Here is an 18253-nt window from a genome sequence, read left to right as displayed (position 1 = left end):
ATGAATGGTTGCGGTGCATGAGGGGTGATTTCTCATGACATCCGGGGTGGCGTGTCCGGGCGTCGTCGCCGACGTCCGGGGGGTGGTGTTTCCGGGCGTCGGTGTCCGCCGGCGTCCGCGAGGCGTCCGCATCCTGGAACGGTTCCGTCTTGCGTGCATGTTGTATCTATGCTGTGTGCATGCCTGCCCCAGCCCCGTCCCCCGCCCTGCCGCCGGTGAAGCGGCCCCCCGCCGCCGAGCGCGTCTACACCCACATCAAGGACGCCGTCCTGGACCGCCGCTACGAGGGCGGGACGCTGCTGACCGAAGGCCATCTCGCCGAGGCCGTGGGGGTGTCCCGGACGCCCGTGCGCGAGGCGCTGCTGCGGCTGGAGGTCGAGGGGCTGATCAAGCTCTACCCGAAGAAGGGCGCCCTGGTGCTCGCCGTCTCCGCCCAGGAGATCGCGGACGTCGTGGAGACCCGGCTGCTGGTCGAGGAGTTCGCCGTACGCCGGGCGGTGCCCGCCCCCGCCACGTTGATCGCCCGGCTGGAACAGCTGCTGGAGGAGCAGCGGCAGCTGTCGGAGGCCGGTGACCTGGCCGCCGTGTCCGTGAAGGACCGCTGCTTCCACGCCGAGATCGTCCGGCACGCGGGCAACGAGATCCTCTCCCGCCTCTACGACCAGCTGCGCGACCGCCAGCTGCGGATGGGCGTCGCCGTCATGGAGGCCCACCCCGGCAGGATCGCCGCCAACATCGCCGAGCACGGCGAGCTGCTGGAGGCGATCAGGTCCGGCGACGCGGAGGGCGCCGCCCAGGTCGTCCGCCGCCACGTCGGCCGGGTCAAGGTGCTGGTCCGGGGTGAGGACCGGTGAGTTCCGCCGCCGCCCCCACCCTGTCCCTGCCCGGTGATCCGCCCGGCGGCCGGCGTGCCGCCTGGGTCTGGGGCATCGGCGTCGCCGTCTACTTCGTCGCGATCATCTTCCGCACCAGCCTCGGTGTCGCCGGACTCGACGCGGCCGACCGCTTCCACGTCAACGCCTCGGCGCTGTCCACCTTCTCCATCCTCCAACTGCTCGTCTACGCGGGCATGCAGATACCCGTCGGCCTGATGGTCGACCGGCTGGGCACCAAGAAGGTGCTGCTCCTCGGGGCCGTGCTGTTCACCCTCGGCCAGCTCGGCTTCGCGCTCTCCCCGTCGTACGGCACCGCGCTCGCCTCCCGCGCCCTGTTGGGCTGCGGCGACGCGATGACGTTCATCAGCGTGCTGCGGCTGGGGGCGCGCTGGTTCCCGGCCCGGCGCGGACCGCTGATCGGGCAGGTCGCGGCCCTGTTCGGCATGGCGGGCAACCTCGTCTCGACGCTGGTGATCGCCCGCGCCCTGCACGGCTTCGGCTGGACGCAGACCTTCGTCGGCAGCGCCCTGGCCGGCGTCGTGGTGCTGGTGCTCGTCCTGCTCTTCCTGAAGGACCACCCCGAGGGCTTCGAGCCGCCGCCCGTCGAGCACGCCGGTGTCGCGTACGTCCGCCGGCAGATCGCCGCCTCCTGGCGGGAGCCCGGCACGCGGCTCGGGATGTGGGTGCACTTCACCACGCAGTTCCCGGCCATGGTGTTCCTGCTGCTGTGGGGGCTGCCGTTCCTGGTGGAGGACCAGGGACACAGCAGGGGGACCGCGGGGGAGCTGCTGACGCTGGTGGTGCTCTCCAACATGGCGATCGGCCTGGTCTACGGCCAGATCATCGCCCGGCACCACGCGGCGCGGCTGCCGCTGGCCCTGGGGACGGTCGGCACGACCGCGCTCCTGTGGGCGGCGACGATCCTGCACCCCGGGGACCACGCCCCGATGTGGCTGCTGATCACCCTGTGCGTCGTGCTGGGTGCCTGCGGACCCGCCTCGATGATCGGCTTCGACTTCGCCCGCCCGGCCAATCCGCCGGAGCGGCAGGGCACGGCCTCGGGCATCGTCAACATGGGCGGCTTCATCGCCTCGATGACCACGCTCTTCGCCGTCGGCGTGCTGCTCGACGCGACCGGCGACGACTACCGCGTCGCGTTCTCCTCGGTCTTCGTCCTGGAGGCGCTCGGCGTCGCGCAGATCCTGCGGCTGCGGCTCAAGGCCGCCCACCGGGAGCGCGAGCACCATGTGATCAGCCGCGTGGAAGCCGTGCACGTACCGGCCTGACCGCCGCGGCGGTGCCCGCCCGTCCCCCGGCGGGGACGGGCGGCGCCGGACGCGGTCCTACGGGGTGACGGCGAAGTTCCGCAGGATGGCGTCGGCCAGCTCCTGGTCGCCCTCGGCCTTGACCCGGTCCGCGACCGCGCCCGGCCGCACCCGCCCGCAGGCCAGCCGTACGTACGTCTCCCAGTCCATCGCCAGCGTCACCGCGGGGCCCAGCGACGGTGCGCCGTCCACCGAACCGCGGCCCTCGGCGTCCACCCTGACGGTGCGCAGGAACTCCACCGGACCGTGCACATCCAGCACGACCGCCGAATTGGCCGGGGCGCCCGCGTCCTTGGCCACCACCTTCGGCAGCCCCAGCAGCAGGATGTCCCGGGCGACCGCCGCACCGGGGGAGTCCAGATTGCCGGGCCGGCCCAGCGCGGTCCGCAGATCCTGCTCGTGCACCCAGACGTCGAAGGCCCGCATCCGCAGCGCCACTTCGAGCGTCTGCTCGGCCCCGAGCGGCGCCCGCGTCATGGTCTCCGGGGCACGCGTCTCGTTGCGCAGCTGACGGGAGCGCCGGATGATCGTGTACTCCAGCTCGGAGGTCATCTCCGGGCCGGTGTGGTGACGGCGGACGTCGACCTGCATCTCCATGTAGCGGGCGAAGTCGCTCTGCACGTGGTAGAGATCGCGCGGCAGGGTGTGGATCGGACGCGGATCACCGAGCTGTTCGCACTCCATGCCGATGATGTGCGACACGATGTCGCGCACCGACCAGTTGGGGCAGGGCGTGCGGCCGTTCCACTCCCCCTCGGTGAGCGGGCTCACCAGCTCGGCTATCGACTCGATGGAGTGGGTCCAGGCGTCGGCGTAGGTCTGGAGGCTGGGATGGACGGTCACGGGACCCCTCGTGGCGGTTCTGCGGTGCATGGGCTGGCGTGCTGGGTGCGGGCTGCGAGCTGCGATGAGGTTCGGTCGCTAAGTTACGCTGCGATCAGGCACCCCGGCAGTGCTTTCGTGTGACGATCGTAGGCCGGTGTTGACGGCTCGAATGTCAGGACGGTGGTAGTGTGCGCGCCTCCCTCATCCAGATCGCAGTAGACCCGGACGAATCCGTCAGTTCCCGCAGGGACCGCGCGGCCTCGCTCGTCGTCGCGCAGCGGGGCGCGGATCTGGTGGTCCTGCCCGAGCTGTGGCCGGTCGGTGCCTTCGCCTACACCGCCTTCGAGGCCGAGGCCGAGCCGCTGGTGGGCCCCACCCACACCCTGATGGCCGAGGCGGCCGCCGAGGCGGGCGTCTGGCTGCACGCCGGCTCCTTCGTCGAACGCGACTCGGACGGCACGCTCTACAACACCACGCTCGTCTTCACCCCCGAGGGTGAGCGGGCCGCCTCCTACCGCAAGATCCACCGCTTCGGCTTCGACAAGGGCGAGGCCGTCATGATGGGCGCCGGCGAGACGCTGGTGACCGTCCCCCTCCCGGACACCACGCTGGGCCTCGCCACCTGCTACGACCTCCGCTTCCCCGAACTCTTCCGCGGCCTCGTCGACGCCGGCGCCGAAACCCTCGTCGTCGCCGCCGGCTGGCCCGAACGCCGCCGCGCCCACTGGACCCTGCTCGCCCGGGCCCGCGCCGTCGAGAACCAGGCGTACGTCCTCGCCGTCGGCTCCGCGGGCACCCACGCCGGAATCGAGCAGGCCGGCCACAGCATCGTGGTCGACCCCTGGGGCGAGATCCTGGCCGAGGCGGGTTCCGGCGAGGAGATCCTGACCGTGGACATCGACCCGGCGAAGGTCGGTTCCACGCGCGAACAGTTCCCGGCGCTCAAGGACCGGCGGCTGTAGCCGGCCGCACCGTCCCGCTCCGCCCGGTCTGCCGAAGGGCCCCTGTTTCACGTGAAACAGGGGCCCTTCGGACGGTACGGACCCGCTCAGTCCTCGTGCTCCTTCTCCGCGAGGACGATCACGCAGACCGCCACCGCGATGAGGAGGGAGGCGTCGGCGTCGTCGCGGACGATGTCGATGCCGTAGGTGTCGCGGACGGTGAGCCAGCGGCGGGAGATCTGGGCGAGGAGTTCGCCGTCGTAGTCGACGGCGAACTCGCGGTCGAGGATCTTGCCGCTGACGTCGAGCTCGGTGCCGTCGACGAGGGTCACGCGGTAGTGGTTGCGGAGCAGGGAGAGGCGCTTGCGCTTGACCTTGGCCAGTTGTTCGCCGTCGCGCTCGATCAGCATGGTGTCGCGGAGGCTGAGCAGCTTCTGCCGGATCTCCGCGACGATGCGGCCCTGGGAGTCCTTCAGCTCGAAGGTGTCGCGCACCCGCATGGCCTTGCCGTCGACGAGGAAGACCTTGCGGCCGTTCTCGTCCTCGATCCAGTAGTCGTCACCGATGCCGAACAGTCGCTCACGCACGAGAAGTCTCATGGCTCACAGGTTCCCCGAGCCCCTGGGGGAATGCGGGAACGCCACGGTGCTGTTGACTGTTCCCATGGCAACACGTGCACGCGTCCGGGCCCCCGAACTCATCGGCAAGGGCGGCTGGCTCAATACAGGCGATCAGCAGTACACCCTCTCCGACCTGCGAGGACGCATTGTCATCCTCGACTTCTGGACCTTCTGCTGTGTGAACTGTCTGCATGTGCTCGACGAACTGCGGGCGCTGGAGGAGAAGCACCGCGACACCGTCGTGATCGTGGGCGTGCACTCCCCGAAGTTCGTCCACGAGGCGGAGCACCAGGCGGTCGTCGACGCCGTCGAGCGGTACGAGGTGCACCACCCGGTGCTGGACGATCCCGAGCTGACCACCTGGAAGCAGTACGCGGTACGCGCCTGGCCCACCCTCGTCGTGATCGACCCCGAGGGCTATGTCGTCGCCCAGCACGCCGGTGAGGGCCACGCCCACGCCATCGAGAAGCTGGTCGAGGAGCTGGAGACCGAGCACGCCGCCAAGGGCACCCTGCGGCGCGGTGACGGGCCCTATGTGGCGCCCGAGCCGGTCGCCACGCATCTGCGCTTCCCCGGCAAGGCGCTGCTCCTGCCCGACGGCGGCTTCCTGGTCTCCGACACCACGCGCCACCGGCTGGTCGAGCTGGACGCGGACGGCGAGACGGTCCGCCGGCACTTCGGCTCGGGCGAGCGCGGCCTCGCGGACGGCGGGCCCGAGAAGGTCCGGTTCAGCGAGCCCCAGGGGCTGGCCGTCCTGCCCGACGGGCGGATCGCCGTCGCCGACACCGTGAACCACGCGATCCGCGCCCTCGACCTCGCGACCGGGGAGACGACGACCCTCGCCGGCACCGGCCGCCAGTGGTGGCAGGGCGCGCCCACCAGCGGCCCCGGCCCGGAGACGGACCTCTCCTCGCCGTGGGACGTCGCCTGGTTCGACGGCAGGCTCTGGATCGCCATGGCCGGTGTCCACCAGCTGTGGACGTACGACCCCGAGGACGGCACCGTACGGGTCGCGGCCGGCACCACCAACGAAGGGCTGGTCGACGGGCCGGGCGCCGAGGCCTGGTTCGCCCAGCCCTCCGGGCTCGCCGCGACCCCGGACCGGCTCTGGGTCGCCGACTCGGAGACCTCCGCCGTGCGCTGGGTCGACCGCGACGGAGCCGTGCACACCGCCGTCGGCACCGGGCTCTTCGACTTCGGCCACCGCGACGGGGCCGCGGGCCAGGCGCTGCTCCAGCACCCGCTGGGCGTCACCGCGCTGCCCGACGGATCCGTCGCGATCTGCGACACGTACAACCACGCCCTGCGCCGCTACGACCCCGCGAGCGGCGAGGTCACCACGCTCGCCACGGACCTGCGCGAACCGAGCGACGCCGTGCTCGTCGACGGCGATCTCGTCGTCGTCGAGTCCGCCCGCCACCGGCTGACCCGGCTGCGGCTGCCCGAGGAGGCGGTACGGGTCGCGGACCGGGCCCACCGCACCCAGCGCGCCGCCACCGAGATCGCCCCCGGCACCCTCCGGCTCGACGTCGTTTTCCAGGCGCCCGCCGGACAGAAGCTCGACACCCGCTACGGGCCCTCGACCCGGCTGCTGGTCTCCTCCACCCCGCCGGAGCTGCTGGCCTCGGGCGAGGGCGCGGGCACCGATCTCTTCCGCGAACTGGTCCTCGCCGACGGCGTCACCGAGGGCGTCCTGCACGTCTCGGCGATGGCCGCCTCCTGCGACGACGACCCCGACAACGAGTACCCCGCCTGCCATGTCCACCAGCAGGACTGGGGCGTCCCCGTCACGGTGACCGCCTCGGGCACCGCACGGCTGCCGCTGGTCCTGGCCGGAATGGACGAGGAGGGCTGAGACCGCAGGGCCCGCGACGGGCCGGGGCCACGGGCCGGGGCCACGGGCCGGGCAGACGGGCCCGCGCACCCGTACCCCGGCCGCCCGGACCGCCGCGCGGCCGGGTCCCCGCCACGCGCACGCGGCCGGCCCGGGAGGCCGGCCCTGCCCCCGCCGCGCGGCCGGCCCCGGCTCATCCGTCGGCGGAGAGCCGCCTGACCGCCTGCTCGTAACGCCGTACGTGCTCCGGCGCCGCGGTCACCCGCAACAGCGCCTCCAGCGCCCGCACCGCGCCCTCGTCGTACCCGGACCGCTCGGCCTCCGAGGCCGCCAGGTCCAGCAGCCGCGCCCCCTCGGTCTCCTCGCCCAGGGCGAGCCGCGCCTCACCGCTGACCGTCGTCAGCAGCACCCGGCGGGCCGTCTCCTCGGGCTCGGGACCCAGATCGAAGGCGGCACGGGCCGAGTCCAGGGCGTCCTGCGGCTGTCCCGCCGCGAGCTGCATCCGGGCGAGGTGCTGGAGGGCCAGCATCTCGGTGTGGGCGTCGGACTCCTTCCGGGCCAGCTCCAGCGCCCGTCCGCACCCCTCCAGCGCCAGATCGAGCCCGCCCTGCTCGGCCTGGACGAGCGCCAGGTTGATCAGCGCCGTCGCCTCGCCGAGCCGGTCACCGACCTGCCGGGCCAGCCCCGGCGACGGCTCCAGCAGCGCCACCGCCTCCGCCGTCCGGCCCTCCTCCGTCAGAACCCAGCCCAGCAGATTGCGCACCCGGGACTCCGCGTACGGATCCCCGATCGCCTCCGCCGCCGACAGGGCCAGCTCCAGCATCGGCGCCCAGCCGTCCCGCACCCGCCACACGACGTGCGGCCACTGGAGCAGGATGATCCGCCAGGCCCGGTCGTCGAGCCCGGCGCCCCGGGCGGCCGCCGCCGCCAGCGACAGGTCCTCGCGCTCGGCCGCCAGCCAGTCCATCGCCGCGGTCCGGTCGGTGAAGTCCCGTACGGCGGCGGGCCGCCGGAAGTCCCCGGGCAGCACGAAGCACGGCTCGCCGCCCGGTTCGGCGGTGTCCGCCGCGGCGAGCGCGGTGGCGATGTAGTGGTCGAGCACACCCAGCAGCGCCCCGGGCCCGGCCGCCGGATCCAGCTCACGCGCGTACAGCCGCACCAGATCGTGCAGTATCCAGCGCCCCGGCCCCGCCTCGCTGACCAGATGGGCGGTGGCGAGCCGCTCCAGCGCGGCGGCGGCGGCCACCGGATCGGTGCCGGCCAGCGCGGCGGCCGTGTACGGGTCGAAGTGGCTGCCCGGGTGGTGGCCCAGCCGGGCCAGCTGGTGCACGGCGTCCGGCGGCAGATGCTGCACGGTCAGCCGCAGCGCGGCGGAGACCCCGGTGTCCTCCACGTCGAGATAGCTCAGCCGGCTCCGCTCGTCGGCCAGCTCGTCCGCCATCCCGGCCAGCGTCCACTGCGGGCGCCCGGCCAGCCGGGCCGCCGTGACCCGCAGGGCGAGCGGCAGCCCGCCGCACAGCTCGGCGAGCCGCCGGGCCGCCACCGGCTCCGCGCGCACCCGCTCCTCGCCCAGCACCCCGGCCAGGAGCGCGGTGCCGTCCAGGGGTTCGAGCACGTCCAGCGGGACGGGGACGGCGGCCTCGGAGGCGATCAGCCCCTCCAGCCGGTGCCGGCTGGTGATCAGCGTGACGCAGTCGGCACCTCCCGGCAGCAACTGCCTGACCTGGGCGGAGTCCCGGACGTTGTCCAGCACGACGAGCAGGCTGAGCCGGTCGGTCAGGGAGCGGAAGAGCGCCGCCGCACCGGCCACGGACTCCGGGACCCGGCGCGGCGCGACCCCGAGCGCCAGCAGGAACTCCCGCAGCACCTCCAGCGGCGTCGGCTCGCCCGTGTCGCCGAACCCGCGCAGATCCGCGAAGAGCCGCCCGTCGGGGAAGGCGGCGGGGGAGCGGCGCGCCCAGTGCAGCGCCAGCGCGGTCTTGCCCACCCCGGCCGGCCCGGTGACCAGACAGACGGGCGCCTCGCCCGCGGCGGCCCGGGACAGCGCGGTCAGTTCGGCGGCGCGCCCGTGGAAGCCCCGGGGGGCCCGGGGCAGCAGATCGGCGGGGTGCGCCGGGACCGGTGCGGGGAGGACGGGCCCGGTGTCGGGGCGGGGCGGGACCGGGCCGCGCCGGTCCCGCGCCCCGGGCACCGCGGCGGGTGCCGGGAGCCGCTCCGCCGGAGCTGACGCCTCCGCCGGATCCGCGGCGGCCGGCGGCTCCGGTTCACCGCGCAGGATCTGCGCGTACGCGTCGGCCAGCTCGCGCCCCGGATCGATGCCCAGCTCGTCCGCGAGCAGCCGGCGGGTGCGGTGGAACCAGTCCAGGGCCTCCGACTGGCGGCCCGAGCGGTACAGCGCCGTCATCAGGGCCGCGGCGAGCGATTCCCGCATCGGATGGGCGACGGACTCCGCCCGCAGCACGGCCGCCGCCCGGTGGTGCTCGCCCTGCTCGCCGTAGGCGCGGGCCAGCTGCTCCACGGTCGCCAGCCGGGACTCCTCCAGCGCCTGCACCGCGGCCTGGAGCGGGGCGCTCGGATACGTACCGGTGAGCGCGGGCCCCTGCCACAGGGACAGGGCCTCCTTCAGCATGAGGACCGTGTCGGCCGGGGTGCGCTGCTCCCGGGCCAGCATCAGCAGTTCCTCGAAGCGGTGCGAGTCCAGGAGCGTCTCCGGCACCCGCAGCACGTAGGCGTCGCCCAGCGTGGCCAGCTCCACCCCGTACGCCTCGGCGTCCGCGCCGACCAGCAGGGCGCGCAGCCGCGAGACATGGCCCTGGATGACGGTGCGGGCGTGCAGCGGGGGCGCGTCGTCCCACAGGCAGTCCGTCAGCCGGGCCATGGAGACCGGGGTGTTGGCGCCGAGCAGCAGCGCGGCCAGCAGGCTCCGGCGTTTGGCGGGGCCGAGCGGCAGCGGCCCGGTCAGCGTGTCGACGCAGACCGGGCCGAGCAACCGGAACTCCACGGGCGGCTCCCTGACAGGCCTTGCGCGCCCGGTTCCGGGTCACGGACAAGTGCCCAGAATATCGGGGATCACCGGACATCGGAGCACACGGGTCGGCCGCTCCGGGGCCGGATCACAGCCGGCGGTCGTCCTCGGACACCACGGTGGTGGAGGGCGGTACGACCATGCGCCTGCGCCGCATCACCGACGCGTAGACGAACACCCCGACGACCCCGACGATCATCAGGATCCAGCCGACCAGTCCGACGTCGACGCTGTCCAGTTCCCAGTCCGTCGCGAAGGCCAGGATCGCCCCCACGCCGATGAGAATGATGCATCCTCCGAGTCCCATTGATTCCGCCTCCTCGACGGCCCGGAGGCTCCGGACCGTGTATGCGGCGGGTACCCGGCCCGGCCGATGCCATGCGGCGGGCGGCCGGGCCGTGGGACGGGCGGTCAGCCCTCCAGGAAGGCGGTCAGCGCGTTCGCCAGGTGGACCGGGTCCTCGGCGCCGCACAGCTCACGGGCGCTGTGCATGGACAGGATGGCCACACCGATGTCGATCGTCTGGATGCCGTGGCGGGCGGCGGTGATCGGGCCGATCGTCGTGCCGCACGGCATCGAGTTGTTGGAGACGAACGTCTGCCACGGCACGTCCGCCCGCTCGCACGCCTCGGCGAACACGGCCCGGCCGCTGCCGTCGGTGGCGTACCGCATGTTGACGTTGACCTTCAGGATCGGTCCGCCGTTGACGACCGGGTGGTGCGTCGGGTCGTGGCGCTCCCCGTAGTTGGGGTGGATGGCGTGGCCGGTGTCCGAGGAGAGGCAGACGGTTCCGGCGAAGGCGCGCGCCCGGTCCTCGTAGCTGCCGCCCCGGGCGAACACGGAGCGCTCCAGGACCGTGCCGAGCAGCGGGCCGTCGGCGCCGGTGTCGGACTGCGAGCCGTTCTCCTCGTGGTCGAAGGCGGCCAGCACCGGGATGTACGGCAGCTCGGCGTCGGGCAGACCGGCGACGGCGGCGAGCGCGGCGGTGGCGGCGTGCACCGACAGGAGGTTGTCCATCCGGGGACCTGCGACCAGCTCGCGGTCGCGGCCCAGGTAGGAGGGGGCCTCGACGGGGTGCGGCATCAGGTCCCAGCCGGTGATGTCCTCGGCGTCGACGCCCGCCTCGTCGGCGACGAAGCGGATGAGGTCGCCCTCGGCCACGTCACCGAGGCCCCAGATGGGCTGCATGTGCTTCTGGCGGTCGAGCTTGAGCCCGTCGGGGTTGACCGAGCGGTCCAGGTGCACGGCGAGCTGCGGGACGCGCAGCAGCGGCCGGGCGATGTTCACCAGCCGGTGCGTGCCGTCGCGCAGCGAGATGCGCCCGGCGAGCCCGAGGTCGCGGTCCAGCCAGGTGTTGAGCAGCGTGCCCCCGTAGATCTCCACGGCGACCTGCCGCCAGCCGTACGCGCCGGTGTCGGGCAGCGGCTTCACGCGCAGGTTCGGCGAGTCCGTGTGCGCGCCGACGATCCGGAACGGGGTGTGGGCCCCGGCGCCCTCCGGCACGTACCAGGCCACGATCGCGCCACCGCGCAGGACGTACTTCCCACCCGTCGTGCCGTCCCAGGCGGCCGTCTCCTCGACCTGGCGGAATCCGGCCTTCTCCAGCCGCGCGGCGGCGGTCGCCACGGCGTGGTACGGGGACGGCGAGGCCATCAGGAAGGCCATCAGGTCATCGGTGTGCGTGCGGTCGAAGCGGGGGGAAGTGCTCATGTTCTTCACTGTAACGAGGCTCCGGTGTCCGGTATCCGGCGACCGGGTGCCCGTGGCCCCTGACGTGGGCCGGTCCCCGCCGGACCGCCCGTGGCACCACGCACGGCACCGTCACCCGGACGCATCTCCGGGTGACGGTGCGTGGTGACGGCGGCGGTGCCTAGAACGCGGCCTCGTCCAGCTCCATCAGGGAGTTGTCGACGGACTCCGCGAGGGCGCGCTCGGTGCTCACGCCCGGCAGGACGTTGGCGGCGAAGAACTTCGCGGCGGCGATCTTGCCCTGGTAGAAGGGGACGTCCTTCGCGGCGGCGGACGGCAGCTTCTCGGCGGCCACGGCCGCGCCCTTGAGCAGCAGGTAGCCGACGACGACATCGCCGGAGGCCAGCAGCAGACGGGTCGAGTTGAGGCCGACCTTGTAGATGTTCTTGACGTCCTCGCCGGTGGCGGTGAGGTCGGTGATCATCGTGCCGACGATCGCCTCCAGGTCCACGGCCGCCTTCGCGAGCTGGTCCAGCGCACCGCCCAGCTCGGCGTGGCCCTGGTGGCCCGAGAGGAACTTCTTGATCTCCTCGGAGAGCGTGTTGAGCGAGGCGCCCTGGTCGCGGACGATCTTCCGGAAGAAGAAGTCCTGGCCCTGGATGGCCGTGGTGCCCTCGTACAGCGTGTCGATCTTGGCGTCACGGATGTACTGCTCGATCGGGTACTCCTGGAGGTACCCGGAGCCGCCGAAGGTCTGGAGCGACTGGGCCAGCTGCTCGTACGACTTCTCCGAGCCGTAGCCCTTCACGATGGGGAGCAGCAGGTCGTTGAGGCCGTGCAGCGCCTTGGCGTCCTCGCCCGCGGCCTCCTTCTCCTGGATCGCGTCCTGGACGGAGGCGGTGTAGAGGACGAGGGAGCGCATGCCCTCGGCGTACGCCTTCTGCGTCATGAGCGAGCGGCGCACGTCGGGGTGGTGGGTGATGGTGACCTTGGGGGCCGTCTTGTCCATGAACTGCGACAGGTCGCTGCCCTGGACGCGCTCCTTGGCGTACTCCAGCGCGTTGAGGTAGCCGGTGGAGAGGGTGGCGATGGCCTTCGTGCCGACCATCATCCGGGCGAACTCGATGATGCGGAACATCTGGCGGATGCCGTCGTGCTTGTCACCGATCAGCCAGCCCTTGGCGGGGTGCTGGTCGCCGAACGTCATCTCGCAGGTGTTGGACGCCTTGAGGCCCATCTTGTGCTCGACGTTGGTCGCGTAGACGCCGTTGCGCTCGCCCAGCTCGCCGGTGGTCCAGTCGAAGTGGAACTTCGGGACCATGAAGAGGGAGAGGCCCTTGGTGCCCGGTCCGGCGCCCTCGGGGCGGGCCAGCACGTAGTGGATGATGTTCTCGGACATGTCGTGCTCGCCCGAGGTGATGAAGCGCTTCACGCCCTCGATGTGCCAGGAGCCGTCCTCCTGCTCGACGGCCTTGGTGCGGCCGGCGCCGACGTCGGAGCCGGCGTCCGGCTCGGTCAGCACCATCGTCGAGCCCCACTGCTTCTCGACGGCGATCTCGGCGATCTTCTTCTGCGCCTCGTTGCCCTCCTCGAAGAGGATGCCGGCGAAGGCCGGGCCCGACGAGTACATCCACACGGCCGGGTTGGCGCCGAGCAGCAGCTCCGCGTAGCCCCAGATCAGGGAGCGCGGGGAGGTCGTGCCGCCGATCTCCTCGGGCAGGCCCAGGCGCCAGTACTCCGAGTCCATGAAGGCCTGGTACGACTTCTTGAAGGTGTCCGGGACCGGCGCGGTGTGGGTCTCCGGGTCGAAGACCGGGGGGTTGCGGTCGGCGTCGGCGTAGGACTCCGCCAGCTCGTTCTCCGCGAGGCGGGTGACCTCTTCGAGGATGCTCTTCGCCGTCTCGACGTCCATCTCCGCGAACGGTCCGGTGCCGTACAGCTTGTCGCGCCCGAGGACCTCGAAGAGGTTGAACTCGATGTCGCGGAGATTCGACTTGTAGTGCCCCATGGGAAGGCTCCGTAATCAATAGCAGTGGCGCGCAGCGCCCCGTACAGGGGTGGCCCGGACGTATCAGCTGACCTCTACGATGATGCTACCCGCCAGTAATAAGACGCAACCCCTCTTGGGCCAGATGTGTCCGATTACTCTTTGTCCCATGTACGGCTACGACCAGAACCAGGGCGCACAGCAGCCGATGGGCGGCTACGGCGAGCAGCCGCTGTACCCCGAGCCCTCGCCGCCTTCGCTGGGGGACGCGGTCCGGGCCTTCACCACCGGTTCGCTGGCCGCCGAGGACTTCCAGCAGATCTTCGCGACCTCGAAGGTCTACTGCCCGCGGGGCGACAATCCGGGGTTCCTGGCGCTGCACAACACGCAGCAGCCGGTGATCCCGATGTTCACCACGCTCAAGGAGCTGCGGCTGTACGCGGGCAAGGAGTCCAAGTACTTCGTGATCACCGGGGCCGAGGTGATCGACCTGCTGCCCACCGGCTACGGCTTCGTCCTGGACATGGAGGGCGAGCACCGCATGGTCTTCGACGCCAAGGCCGTGGAGCAGATGGTCGACTTCGCGATGCGCCGGATGTACGGCTGACCGCCGCGCTCCCGTGCCTCCGGAAGGGGTCCGTGCCGCCCGGCACGGACCCCTTCCGCGTGTCCGGGGGCGGTCCGGGAATGAACCCCGCCTTGCAGGATGTTCACCATTCAACTAAATTGGATCCCGAACGATCCCCGGAGGTGGCTCCCATGCCCGCAGTGACTGTCGAGAACCCGCTGACCCTGCCCAAGGTCGCCGCGTCGGCCGACGCGACCGCACGCCCCGTGCTCGCCGTCACCACGGCGCCGAGCGGCTTCGAGGGCGAGGGCTTCCCGGTCCGCCGCGCCTTCGCGGGGATCAACTACAAGTACCTCGACCCGTTCATCATGATGGACCAGATGGGCGAGGTGGAGTACGCGGCCGGCGAGCCGAAGGGGACCCCCTGGCACCCGCACCGCGGCTTCGAGACCGTGACGTACCTGATCGACGGAACCTTCGTCCACCAGGACTCCAACGGTGGCGGCGGCACCATCCAGAACGGCGACACCCAGTGGATGACGGCCGGTTCCGGCCTGCTCCACATCGAGGCGCCGCCGGAGTCCCTCGTCCAGTCCGGCGGCCTCTTCCACGGCCTCCAGCTCTGGGTGAACCTGCCCAAGGCCGACAAGATGATGGACCCCCGCTACCAGGACATCCGCGGCGGCCAGGTCCAGCTCCTCGCCTCCCCCGACGGCGGAGCGCTGCTCCGGGTGATCGCGGGCGAGATCGACGGCCACGAGGGTCCCGGGATCACCCACACGCCCATCACGATGATCCACGCCACCGTGCGCCCCGGCGCCGAGGTGACGCTGCCGTGGCGCGAGGAGTTCAACGGCCTCGCGTACGTGCTCGCCGGACGCGGCACCGTCGGCGAGGAGCGCCGGCCGGTCCACATGGGCCAGACCGCCGTCTTCGGCGCCGGCTCCTCGCTGACCGTCCGCGCGGACGAGAAGCAGGACGGCCACACCCCGGACCTGGAGGTCGTGCTGCTCGGCGGCCGTCCGATCCGTGAGCCGATGGCGCACTACGGGCCGTTCGTGATGAACAGCCAGGCCGAACTGAAGCAGGCCTTCGAGGACTTCCAGGCCGGCCGCCTCGGCACCGTGCCCGCCGTCCACGGCATGTGAGTCCCGGCCGTACGGGTGACGGGCCGCCGTATGACGGCCCGTCACCCGTACGGCGGCGCGGGCGGGACACCACCCGCACGGCGTGATCGGGTGGGAGGGTGCAGACCCAGAAGCCCCTCCTGCCCGAGGCCGCCCGGCGGACGGCCGCCTGGTGCGGTGTCGTCCTCCTGGTCGCCGGTGTGGCCGGTGTCGCCGTCTTCCTGTGCATCGTCCTGAAGACCGCGGTCACCCCGGTCCTCCTCGCCCTCCTCGGCACCGCGCTTCTGGGCCCCGTCAACCGCCGGCTCACCGCGCGGGGGGTGAACCGCTCCGTGGCCGCCGGCATCACCTGCGTGCTGCTGCTCGCGGTGGGCGGCGGCGCGGTCTACATCGTCGTCGCGGCGCTCATCGAGACCGGCGACCAGATCGTCGCCTCGCTCAAGGACGCCGGACAGTGGGTCATCGACCACTTCGGGCTGGAGGACGGCGCGAACGTGGACGCGCTCGCCGACAACGCCAAGAAGCTCGTCGAGAAGTTCGGCGCGAGCGCGGCGGGCGGGCTGCTCTCCGGAATCAGCCTGGTCGGCTCGTTCCTCGCCACCGCCGTCCTCTCCCTCCTGCTGACCTTCTTCTTCCTCCGCGACTCCGACCGGGCCGCGAACCTCGCCCACACCGTCGCCCCGCGGGGCACCGGAGACCTGGTCGAGGCGATGGGGCGGCGCGCCTTCGAGGCGGTCGAGGGCTTCATGCGCGGGACGACGTTCATCGCGCTCATCGACGCCGTCTGCATCACGATCGGGCTGCTGATCCTGCGGGTGCCCGGGGCGGTGGGGCTCGGCGCGCTCGTCTTCGTCGGCGCCTACATCCCGTATCTGGGCGCCTTCCTCTCCGGTGCCGTCGCCGTCCTGGTGGCACTGGCCGACCGCGGCTTCGCGATCGCCCTCTGGGCGCTCGGGGTGGTGCTGGCCGTGCAGGTGCTGGAGGGCCACGTCCTGCAGCCGATGATCCAGAGCCGCACCGTGCAGATGCACCCGGCGATGATCATGATCGCGCTGACCGCCGGCGCGAGCGTCGCCGGACTGCTGGGGATGCTCCTGGCCGTCCCCGCCTGCGCCGCCGCCTTCGGCATCATCGGCGAACTGCGGGCGGGCCCGCCCCCGGCCGCCGAGGAGCCCGCCGCCCCGCCCGGCGAACCGGGGCCCCGCACCCCGTAGCCGCGCGCGCGTCACGCGGGCGGCAGCTCGTCCGACTCGTACAGCTCGAACCAGATCGACTTACCCGCGCCCCGGGGGTCCACCCCCCAGGCGTCGGCCAGCATCTCCATCAGGACCAGGCCCCGGCCGCTGGAGGCCATCTCGCCCGGCCGCCGCTTGTGCGGCAGCTCGTCGCTGCCGTCCGAGACCTCGACCCGCAGCCGCCGCTCCCCGGGCTCGCCGACCGCCTGCGCCACCATCAGGGCGTCGCCGTCCGTGTGGACCAGCACGTTCGTCACCATCTCGGACACCATGAGCACCGCCGAGTCGATCTGCTCGGCGTCCGCCCAGTCGTGCAGCATCTCGCGCAGCAGCTGCCGGGCCGCCGCGATGCGCTCCGGTTCGGCCTGGGCGATGCTCAGCGCGGTGCGCCGGGGGGCGGCCGGAAGCGCGGTGGTGGGCTCGCGCCGCAGGAGCAGGACCGCCACGTCGTCCTCCCGCCGGTCGGCGAGCGGACCCGTCGTGTAGTGCGAATCGGGACCGTGGACCGCCTGCACCAGGGCGTCGGCGAGCTTCTCCAGGTCCTCGGTCCGGCGCTCCAGGATCGGCCGCAGCCGCACCCAGCCGGTGGCCAGATCGTGCCCGCCGGTCTCGATCAGCCCGTCCGTGCACAACATGATCGTTTCGCCGGGCTCCAGGGTGACCCGGGTCGTCGGATAGTCCTCGTCCGCCTCGACGCCCAGCGGCAGCCCGCCCTCGGTCTGCCGGATGACGGCCGTGCCGTCGGCGGTCACGACCACCGGATCGGGGTGCCCGGCCCGTGCGATGTCCAGGACACCCGTCTCCGGGTCCGCCTCCGCGTACAGACAGGTCGCGAAACGGGCGCCCCGCACGGAGTCCTCCGACGCGTCCGTGAGGCCGGACAGGAAGCGCGAGGCGCGGGCGAGCACCGCGTCGGGACGGTGGCCCTCGGAGGCGTACGCGCGCAGGGCGATCCGCAGCTGGCCCATCAGCCCCGCCGCGCGGACGTCGTGCCCCTGGACATCGCCGATGACCAGGGCGATCCGGCCGTTCGGCAGGGGGATCAGGTCGTACCAGTCGCCGCCGACCTGGAGCCCGCCGCCGGTCGGGACGTAGCGCGCCGCCACCGTGATCCCGGGGATGTCCGGCCCGAGCGACGGCATCATCGAGCGCTGGAGCCCCAGCGACAGCTCCCGCTCGGTCTCCGCGGCCTCCGCCCTGGCCAGTGCCTGGGCGAGCATCCGGGCCACGGTCGTCAGCACCGAGCGCTCGTCCGGCGAGAACGCCACCGGATGGCGGAACCCGGCCATCCAGGTGCCCATGGTGCGCCCGGCCACGATCAGCGGCAGAAAGGCCCAGGACCGCCGCCCGAACCGCTGTGCCAGCGGCCAGGTCGCCGGATAGCGGCCGCGGTAGTCCTCCGGCGAGGCCAGATAGATCGCCCGCCCGGTCCGCACGACCTCGGCGGCCGGGTAGTCGGTCTCCAGCGGCATGTTCGTGAAGGGGCCCTCGTCGCCCATGTTGTGCCCGTGGTGGCCGATGATCGTCAGCCGTTCGCCCTCGATCCCGAAGACCGCCAGCCCGTCCGGTGAGAAACCGGGCATGGAGAGCGCCGAGGCGACCCGCAGCACCTCCGCCGTGGACCGGGCCTCGGCCAGCGCGCGCCCCGCGTCCAGCAGGAACGCCTCGCGCGAACGCCGCCAGTCGCCGGTGATCGGGGTGCGCACCCCGGCCGCGCCCGGCTCGGGGTCCGCCACCTCCTGGAGGGTGCCGACCAGGACGAATCCCTCCTCGTCGGCCGCGTCCGGCAGCAGCGGCTTGGAGCGGCTGCGCACGGTGCGCAGCACCCGGCCGTGCCCGTCCACGATCCGCAGCCGGGCCTCGGCGAGGGTGCCCTCGGCGACCGCGAGGTTCACCACCCCGTTGATCTCGTTCCAGTCGACGGGGTGGAAGCGCGAGCGCACCTCGGAATCGCGGAAGGTGCTGTATTCGGCGGGCAGCTCCAGCAGCCGGGCGGCCTCCGCGTCGAGCGTGACGATGCCCGCCCGGTTGTCCCAGCGCCAGAGACCGGTCGCGGTCGCGGCCAGGACGTCCTCGGTGCGCATTGCCCCACTTTATGAAGATGTGCACCCCGGACGCCACCGAAGGGCCGGAGGGCGGGGGCCCGGACGATCTTGGCGCGGACAATGACAATGAAACGGTCCGGTCGCGGGCGGTAGCCTG

Annotated in this window: 14 protein-coding genes; 7 read left to right on the top strand and 7 right to left on the bottom strand. The window is 72.4% G+C overall.

The window, feature by feature from the left end; all coding sequences use genetic code 11:
* The first annotated feature begins 179 nt into the window (after nucleotides 1-179).
* Together ACZ4FH_RS00850 and ACZ4FH_RS00845 are read left to right on the top strand one after the other, a co-directional pair.
* On the top strand, nucleotides 180-854 hold the full coding sequence (locus tag ACZ4FH_RS00850; RefSeq protein WP_467301449.1) for a GntR family transcriptional regulator: 675 nt from the start codon (nucleotides 180-182) through the stop codon (nucleotides 852-854).
* Complete coding sequence (locus ACZ4FH_RS00845; protein WP_467301448.1) at nucleotides 851-2161, top strand: MFS transporter; 1311 nt, start codon at nucleotides 851-853, stop codon at nucleotides 2159-2161. Before ACZ4FH_RS00850 ends, ACZ4FH_RS00845 begins: the two co-directional genes overlap by 4 nt.
* Nucleotides 2162-2218: 57 nt before the next feature.
* Here the strand turns inward: ACZ4FH_RS00845 and ACZ4FH_RS00840 are convergent, their stop codons facing one another.
* A complete protein-coding gene (locus ACZ4FH_RS00840) occupies nucleotides 2219-3043 on the bottom strand; it encodes a maleylpyruvate isomerase family mycothiol-dependent enzyme (RefSeq protein ID WP_385103873.1) in 825 nt (274 codons plus the stop codon).
* 170 nt (nucleotides 3044-3213) lie between these two features.
* Between ACZ4FH_RS00840 and ACZ4FH_RS00835 the strand changes: the two genes are divergently transcribed.
* A complete protein-coding gene (locus ACZ4FH_RS00835; RefSeq protein ID WP_467301447.1) occupies nucleotides 3214-3987 on the top strand; it encodes a carbon-nitrogen family hydrolase in 774 nt (257 codons plus the stop codon).
* A gap of 86 nt (nucleotides 3988-4073) precedes the next feature.
* On the opposite strand, the gene ACZ4FH_RS00830 is transcribed toward ACZ4FH_RS00835, so the two are convergent.
* A complete protein-coding gene (locus ACZ4FH_RS00830) occupies nucleotides 4074-4565 on the bottom strand; it encodes an LURP-one-related/scramblase family protein (RefSeq protein WP_383631113.1) in 492 nt (163 codons plus the stop codon).
* Between the two features lie 64 nt (nucleotides 4566-4629).
* On the opposite strand from ACZ4FH_RS00830, the gene ACZ4FH_RS00825 reads away from it, so the two are divergent.
* A complete protein-coding gene (locus ACZ4FH_RS00825; RefSeq protein ID WP_467301446.1) occupies nucleotides 4630-6441 on the top strand; it encodes an NHL domain-containing thioredoxin family protein in 1812 nt (603 codons plus the stop codon).
* Between the two features lie 172 nt (nucleotides 6442-6613).
* Here ACZ4FH_RS00825 and ACZ4FH_RS00820 read toward each other — a convergent pair whose 3' ends face one another.
* From ACZ4FH_RS00820 to ACZ4FH_RS00805, 4 genes are all read right to left on the bottom strand, one after another.
* A complete protein-coding gene (locus ACZ4FH_RS00820) occupies nucleotides 6614-9421 on the bottom strand; it encodes an AfsR/SARP family transcriptional regulator (protein WP_467301445.1) in 2808 nt (935 codons plus the stop codon).
* Nucleotides 9422-9533: 112 nt separating this feature from the next.
* The gene (locus ACZ4FH_RS00815; RefSeq protein ID WP_467301444.1) at nucleotides 9534-9752 is read right to left on the bottom strand and encodes a DUF6458 family protein; all 219 of its coding nucleotides are present in this window, start codon (nucleotides 9750-9752) and stop codon (nucleotides 9534-9536) included.
* Nucleotides 9753-9856: 104 nt separating this feature from the next.
* Nucleotides 9857-11155 (bottom strand): M18 family aminopeptidase, encoded by a 1299-nt coding sequence (locus tag ACZ4FH_RS00810; RefSeq protein WP_467301443.1) that lies wholly within the window; start codon nucleotides 11153-11155, stop codon nucleotides 9857-9859.
* Nucleotides 11156-11315: 160 nt separating this feature from the next.
* Nucleotides 11316-13142, bottom strand: a complete 1827-nt coding sequence (locus ACZ4FH_RS00805; RefSeq protein ID WP_467301442.1) for an acyl-CoA dehydrogenase — start codon at nucleotides 13140-13142, stop codon at nucleotides 11316-11318.
* A gap of 148 nt (nucleotides 13143-13290) precedes the next feature.
* Here ACZ4FH_RS00805 and ACZ4FH_RS00800 point away from each other — a divergent pair, with 148 nt between their 5' ends.
* The 3 genes from ACZ4FH_RS00800 (at nucleotide 13291) to ACZ4FH_RS00790 (ending at nucleotide 16030) form a co-directional block, all read left to right on the top strand.
* A complete protein-coding gene (locus tag ACZ4FH_RS00800; RefSeq protein ID WP_383631095.1) occupies nucleotides 13291-13728 on the top strand; it encodes an SseB family protein in 438 nt (145 codons plus the stop codon).
* A 152-nt stretch (nucleotides 13729-13880) separates the two neighbouring features.
* Complete coding sequence (locus tag ACZ4FH_RS00795; protein WP_383631092.1) at nucleotides 13881-14837, top strand: pirin family protein; 957 nt, start codon at nucleotides 13881-13883, stop codon at nucleotides 14835-14837.
* A gap of 98 nt (nucleotides 14838-14935) precedes the next feature.
* Nucleotides 14936-16030, top strand: a complete 1095-nt coding sequence (locus tag ACZ4FH_RS00790) for an AI-2E family transporter (RefSeq protein ID WP_467301441.1) — start codon at nucleotides 14936-14938, stop codon at nucleotides 16028-16030.
* A gap of 11 nt (nucleotides 16031-16041) precedes the next feature.
* Here ACZ4FH_RS00790 and ACZ4FH_RS00785 read toward each other — a convergent pair whose 3' ends face one another.
* Nucleotides 16042-18135, bottom strand: a complete 2094-nt coding sequence (locus tag ACZ4FH_RS00785) for an ATP-binding SpoIIE family protein phosphatase (protein WP_467301440.1) — start codon at nucleotides 18133-18135, stop codon at nucleotides 16042-16044.
* Between the last annotated feature and the right edge of the window lie 118 nt (nucleotides 18136-18253).

Source organism: Streptomyces sp. NPDC024555, assembly GCF_055559335.1.
The sequence above is the reverse complement of the archived record's forward strand: the minus strand, read 5'-3'. Positions and strand labels throughout refer to the sequence as shown.

Excerpts from the sequence above, each read along its gene's own strand:
- ACZ4FH_RS00795 (WP_383631092.1), top strand. The coding sequence starts at position 13,881 with ATGCCCGCAGTGACTGTCGAGAACCCGCTGACCCTGCCCAAGGTCGCC.
- ACZ4FH_RS00785 (WP_467301440.1), bottom strand. The coding sequence starts at position 18,135 with ATGCGCACCGAGGACGTCCTGGCCGCGACCGCGACCGGTCTCTGGCGC.
- ACZ4FH_RS00800 (WP_383631095.1), top strand. The coding sequence starts at position 13,291 with ATGTACGGCTACGACCAGAACCAGGGCGCACAGCAGCCGATGGGCGGC.
- ACZ4FH_RS00850 (WP_467301449.1), top strand. The coding sequence starts at position 180 with ATGCCTGCCCCAGCCCCGTCCCCCGCCCTGCCGCCGGTGAAGCGGCCC.
- ACZ4FH_RS00805 (WP_467301442.1), bottom strand. The coding sequence starts at position 13,142 with ATGGGGCACTACAAGTCGAATCTCCGCGACATCGAGTTCAACCTCTTC.
- ACZ4FH_RS00810 (WP_467301443.1), bottom strand. The coding sequence starts at position 11,155 with ATGAGCACTTCCCCCCGCTTCGACCGCACGCACACCGATGACCTGATG.
- ACZ4FH_RS00825 (WP_467301446.1), top strand. The coding sequence starts at position 4,630 with ATGGCAACACGTGCACGCGTCCGGGCCCCCGAACTCATCGGCAAGGGC.
- ACZ4FH_RS00815 (WP_467301444.1), bottom strand. The coding sequence starts at position 9,752 with ATGGGACTCGGAGGATGCATCATTCTCATCGGCGTGGGGGCGATCCTG.
- ACZ4FH_RS00830 (WP_383631113.1), bottom strand. The coding sequence starts at position 4,565 with ATGAGACTTCTCGTGCGTGAGCGACTGTTCGGCATCGGTGACGACTAC.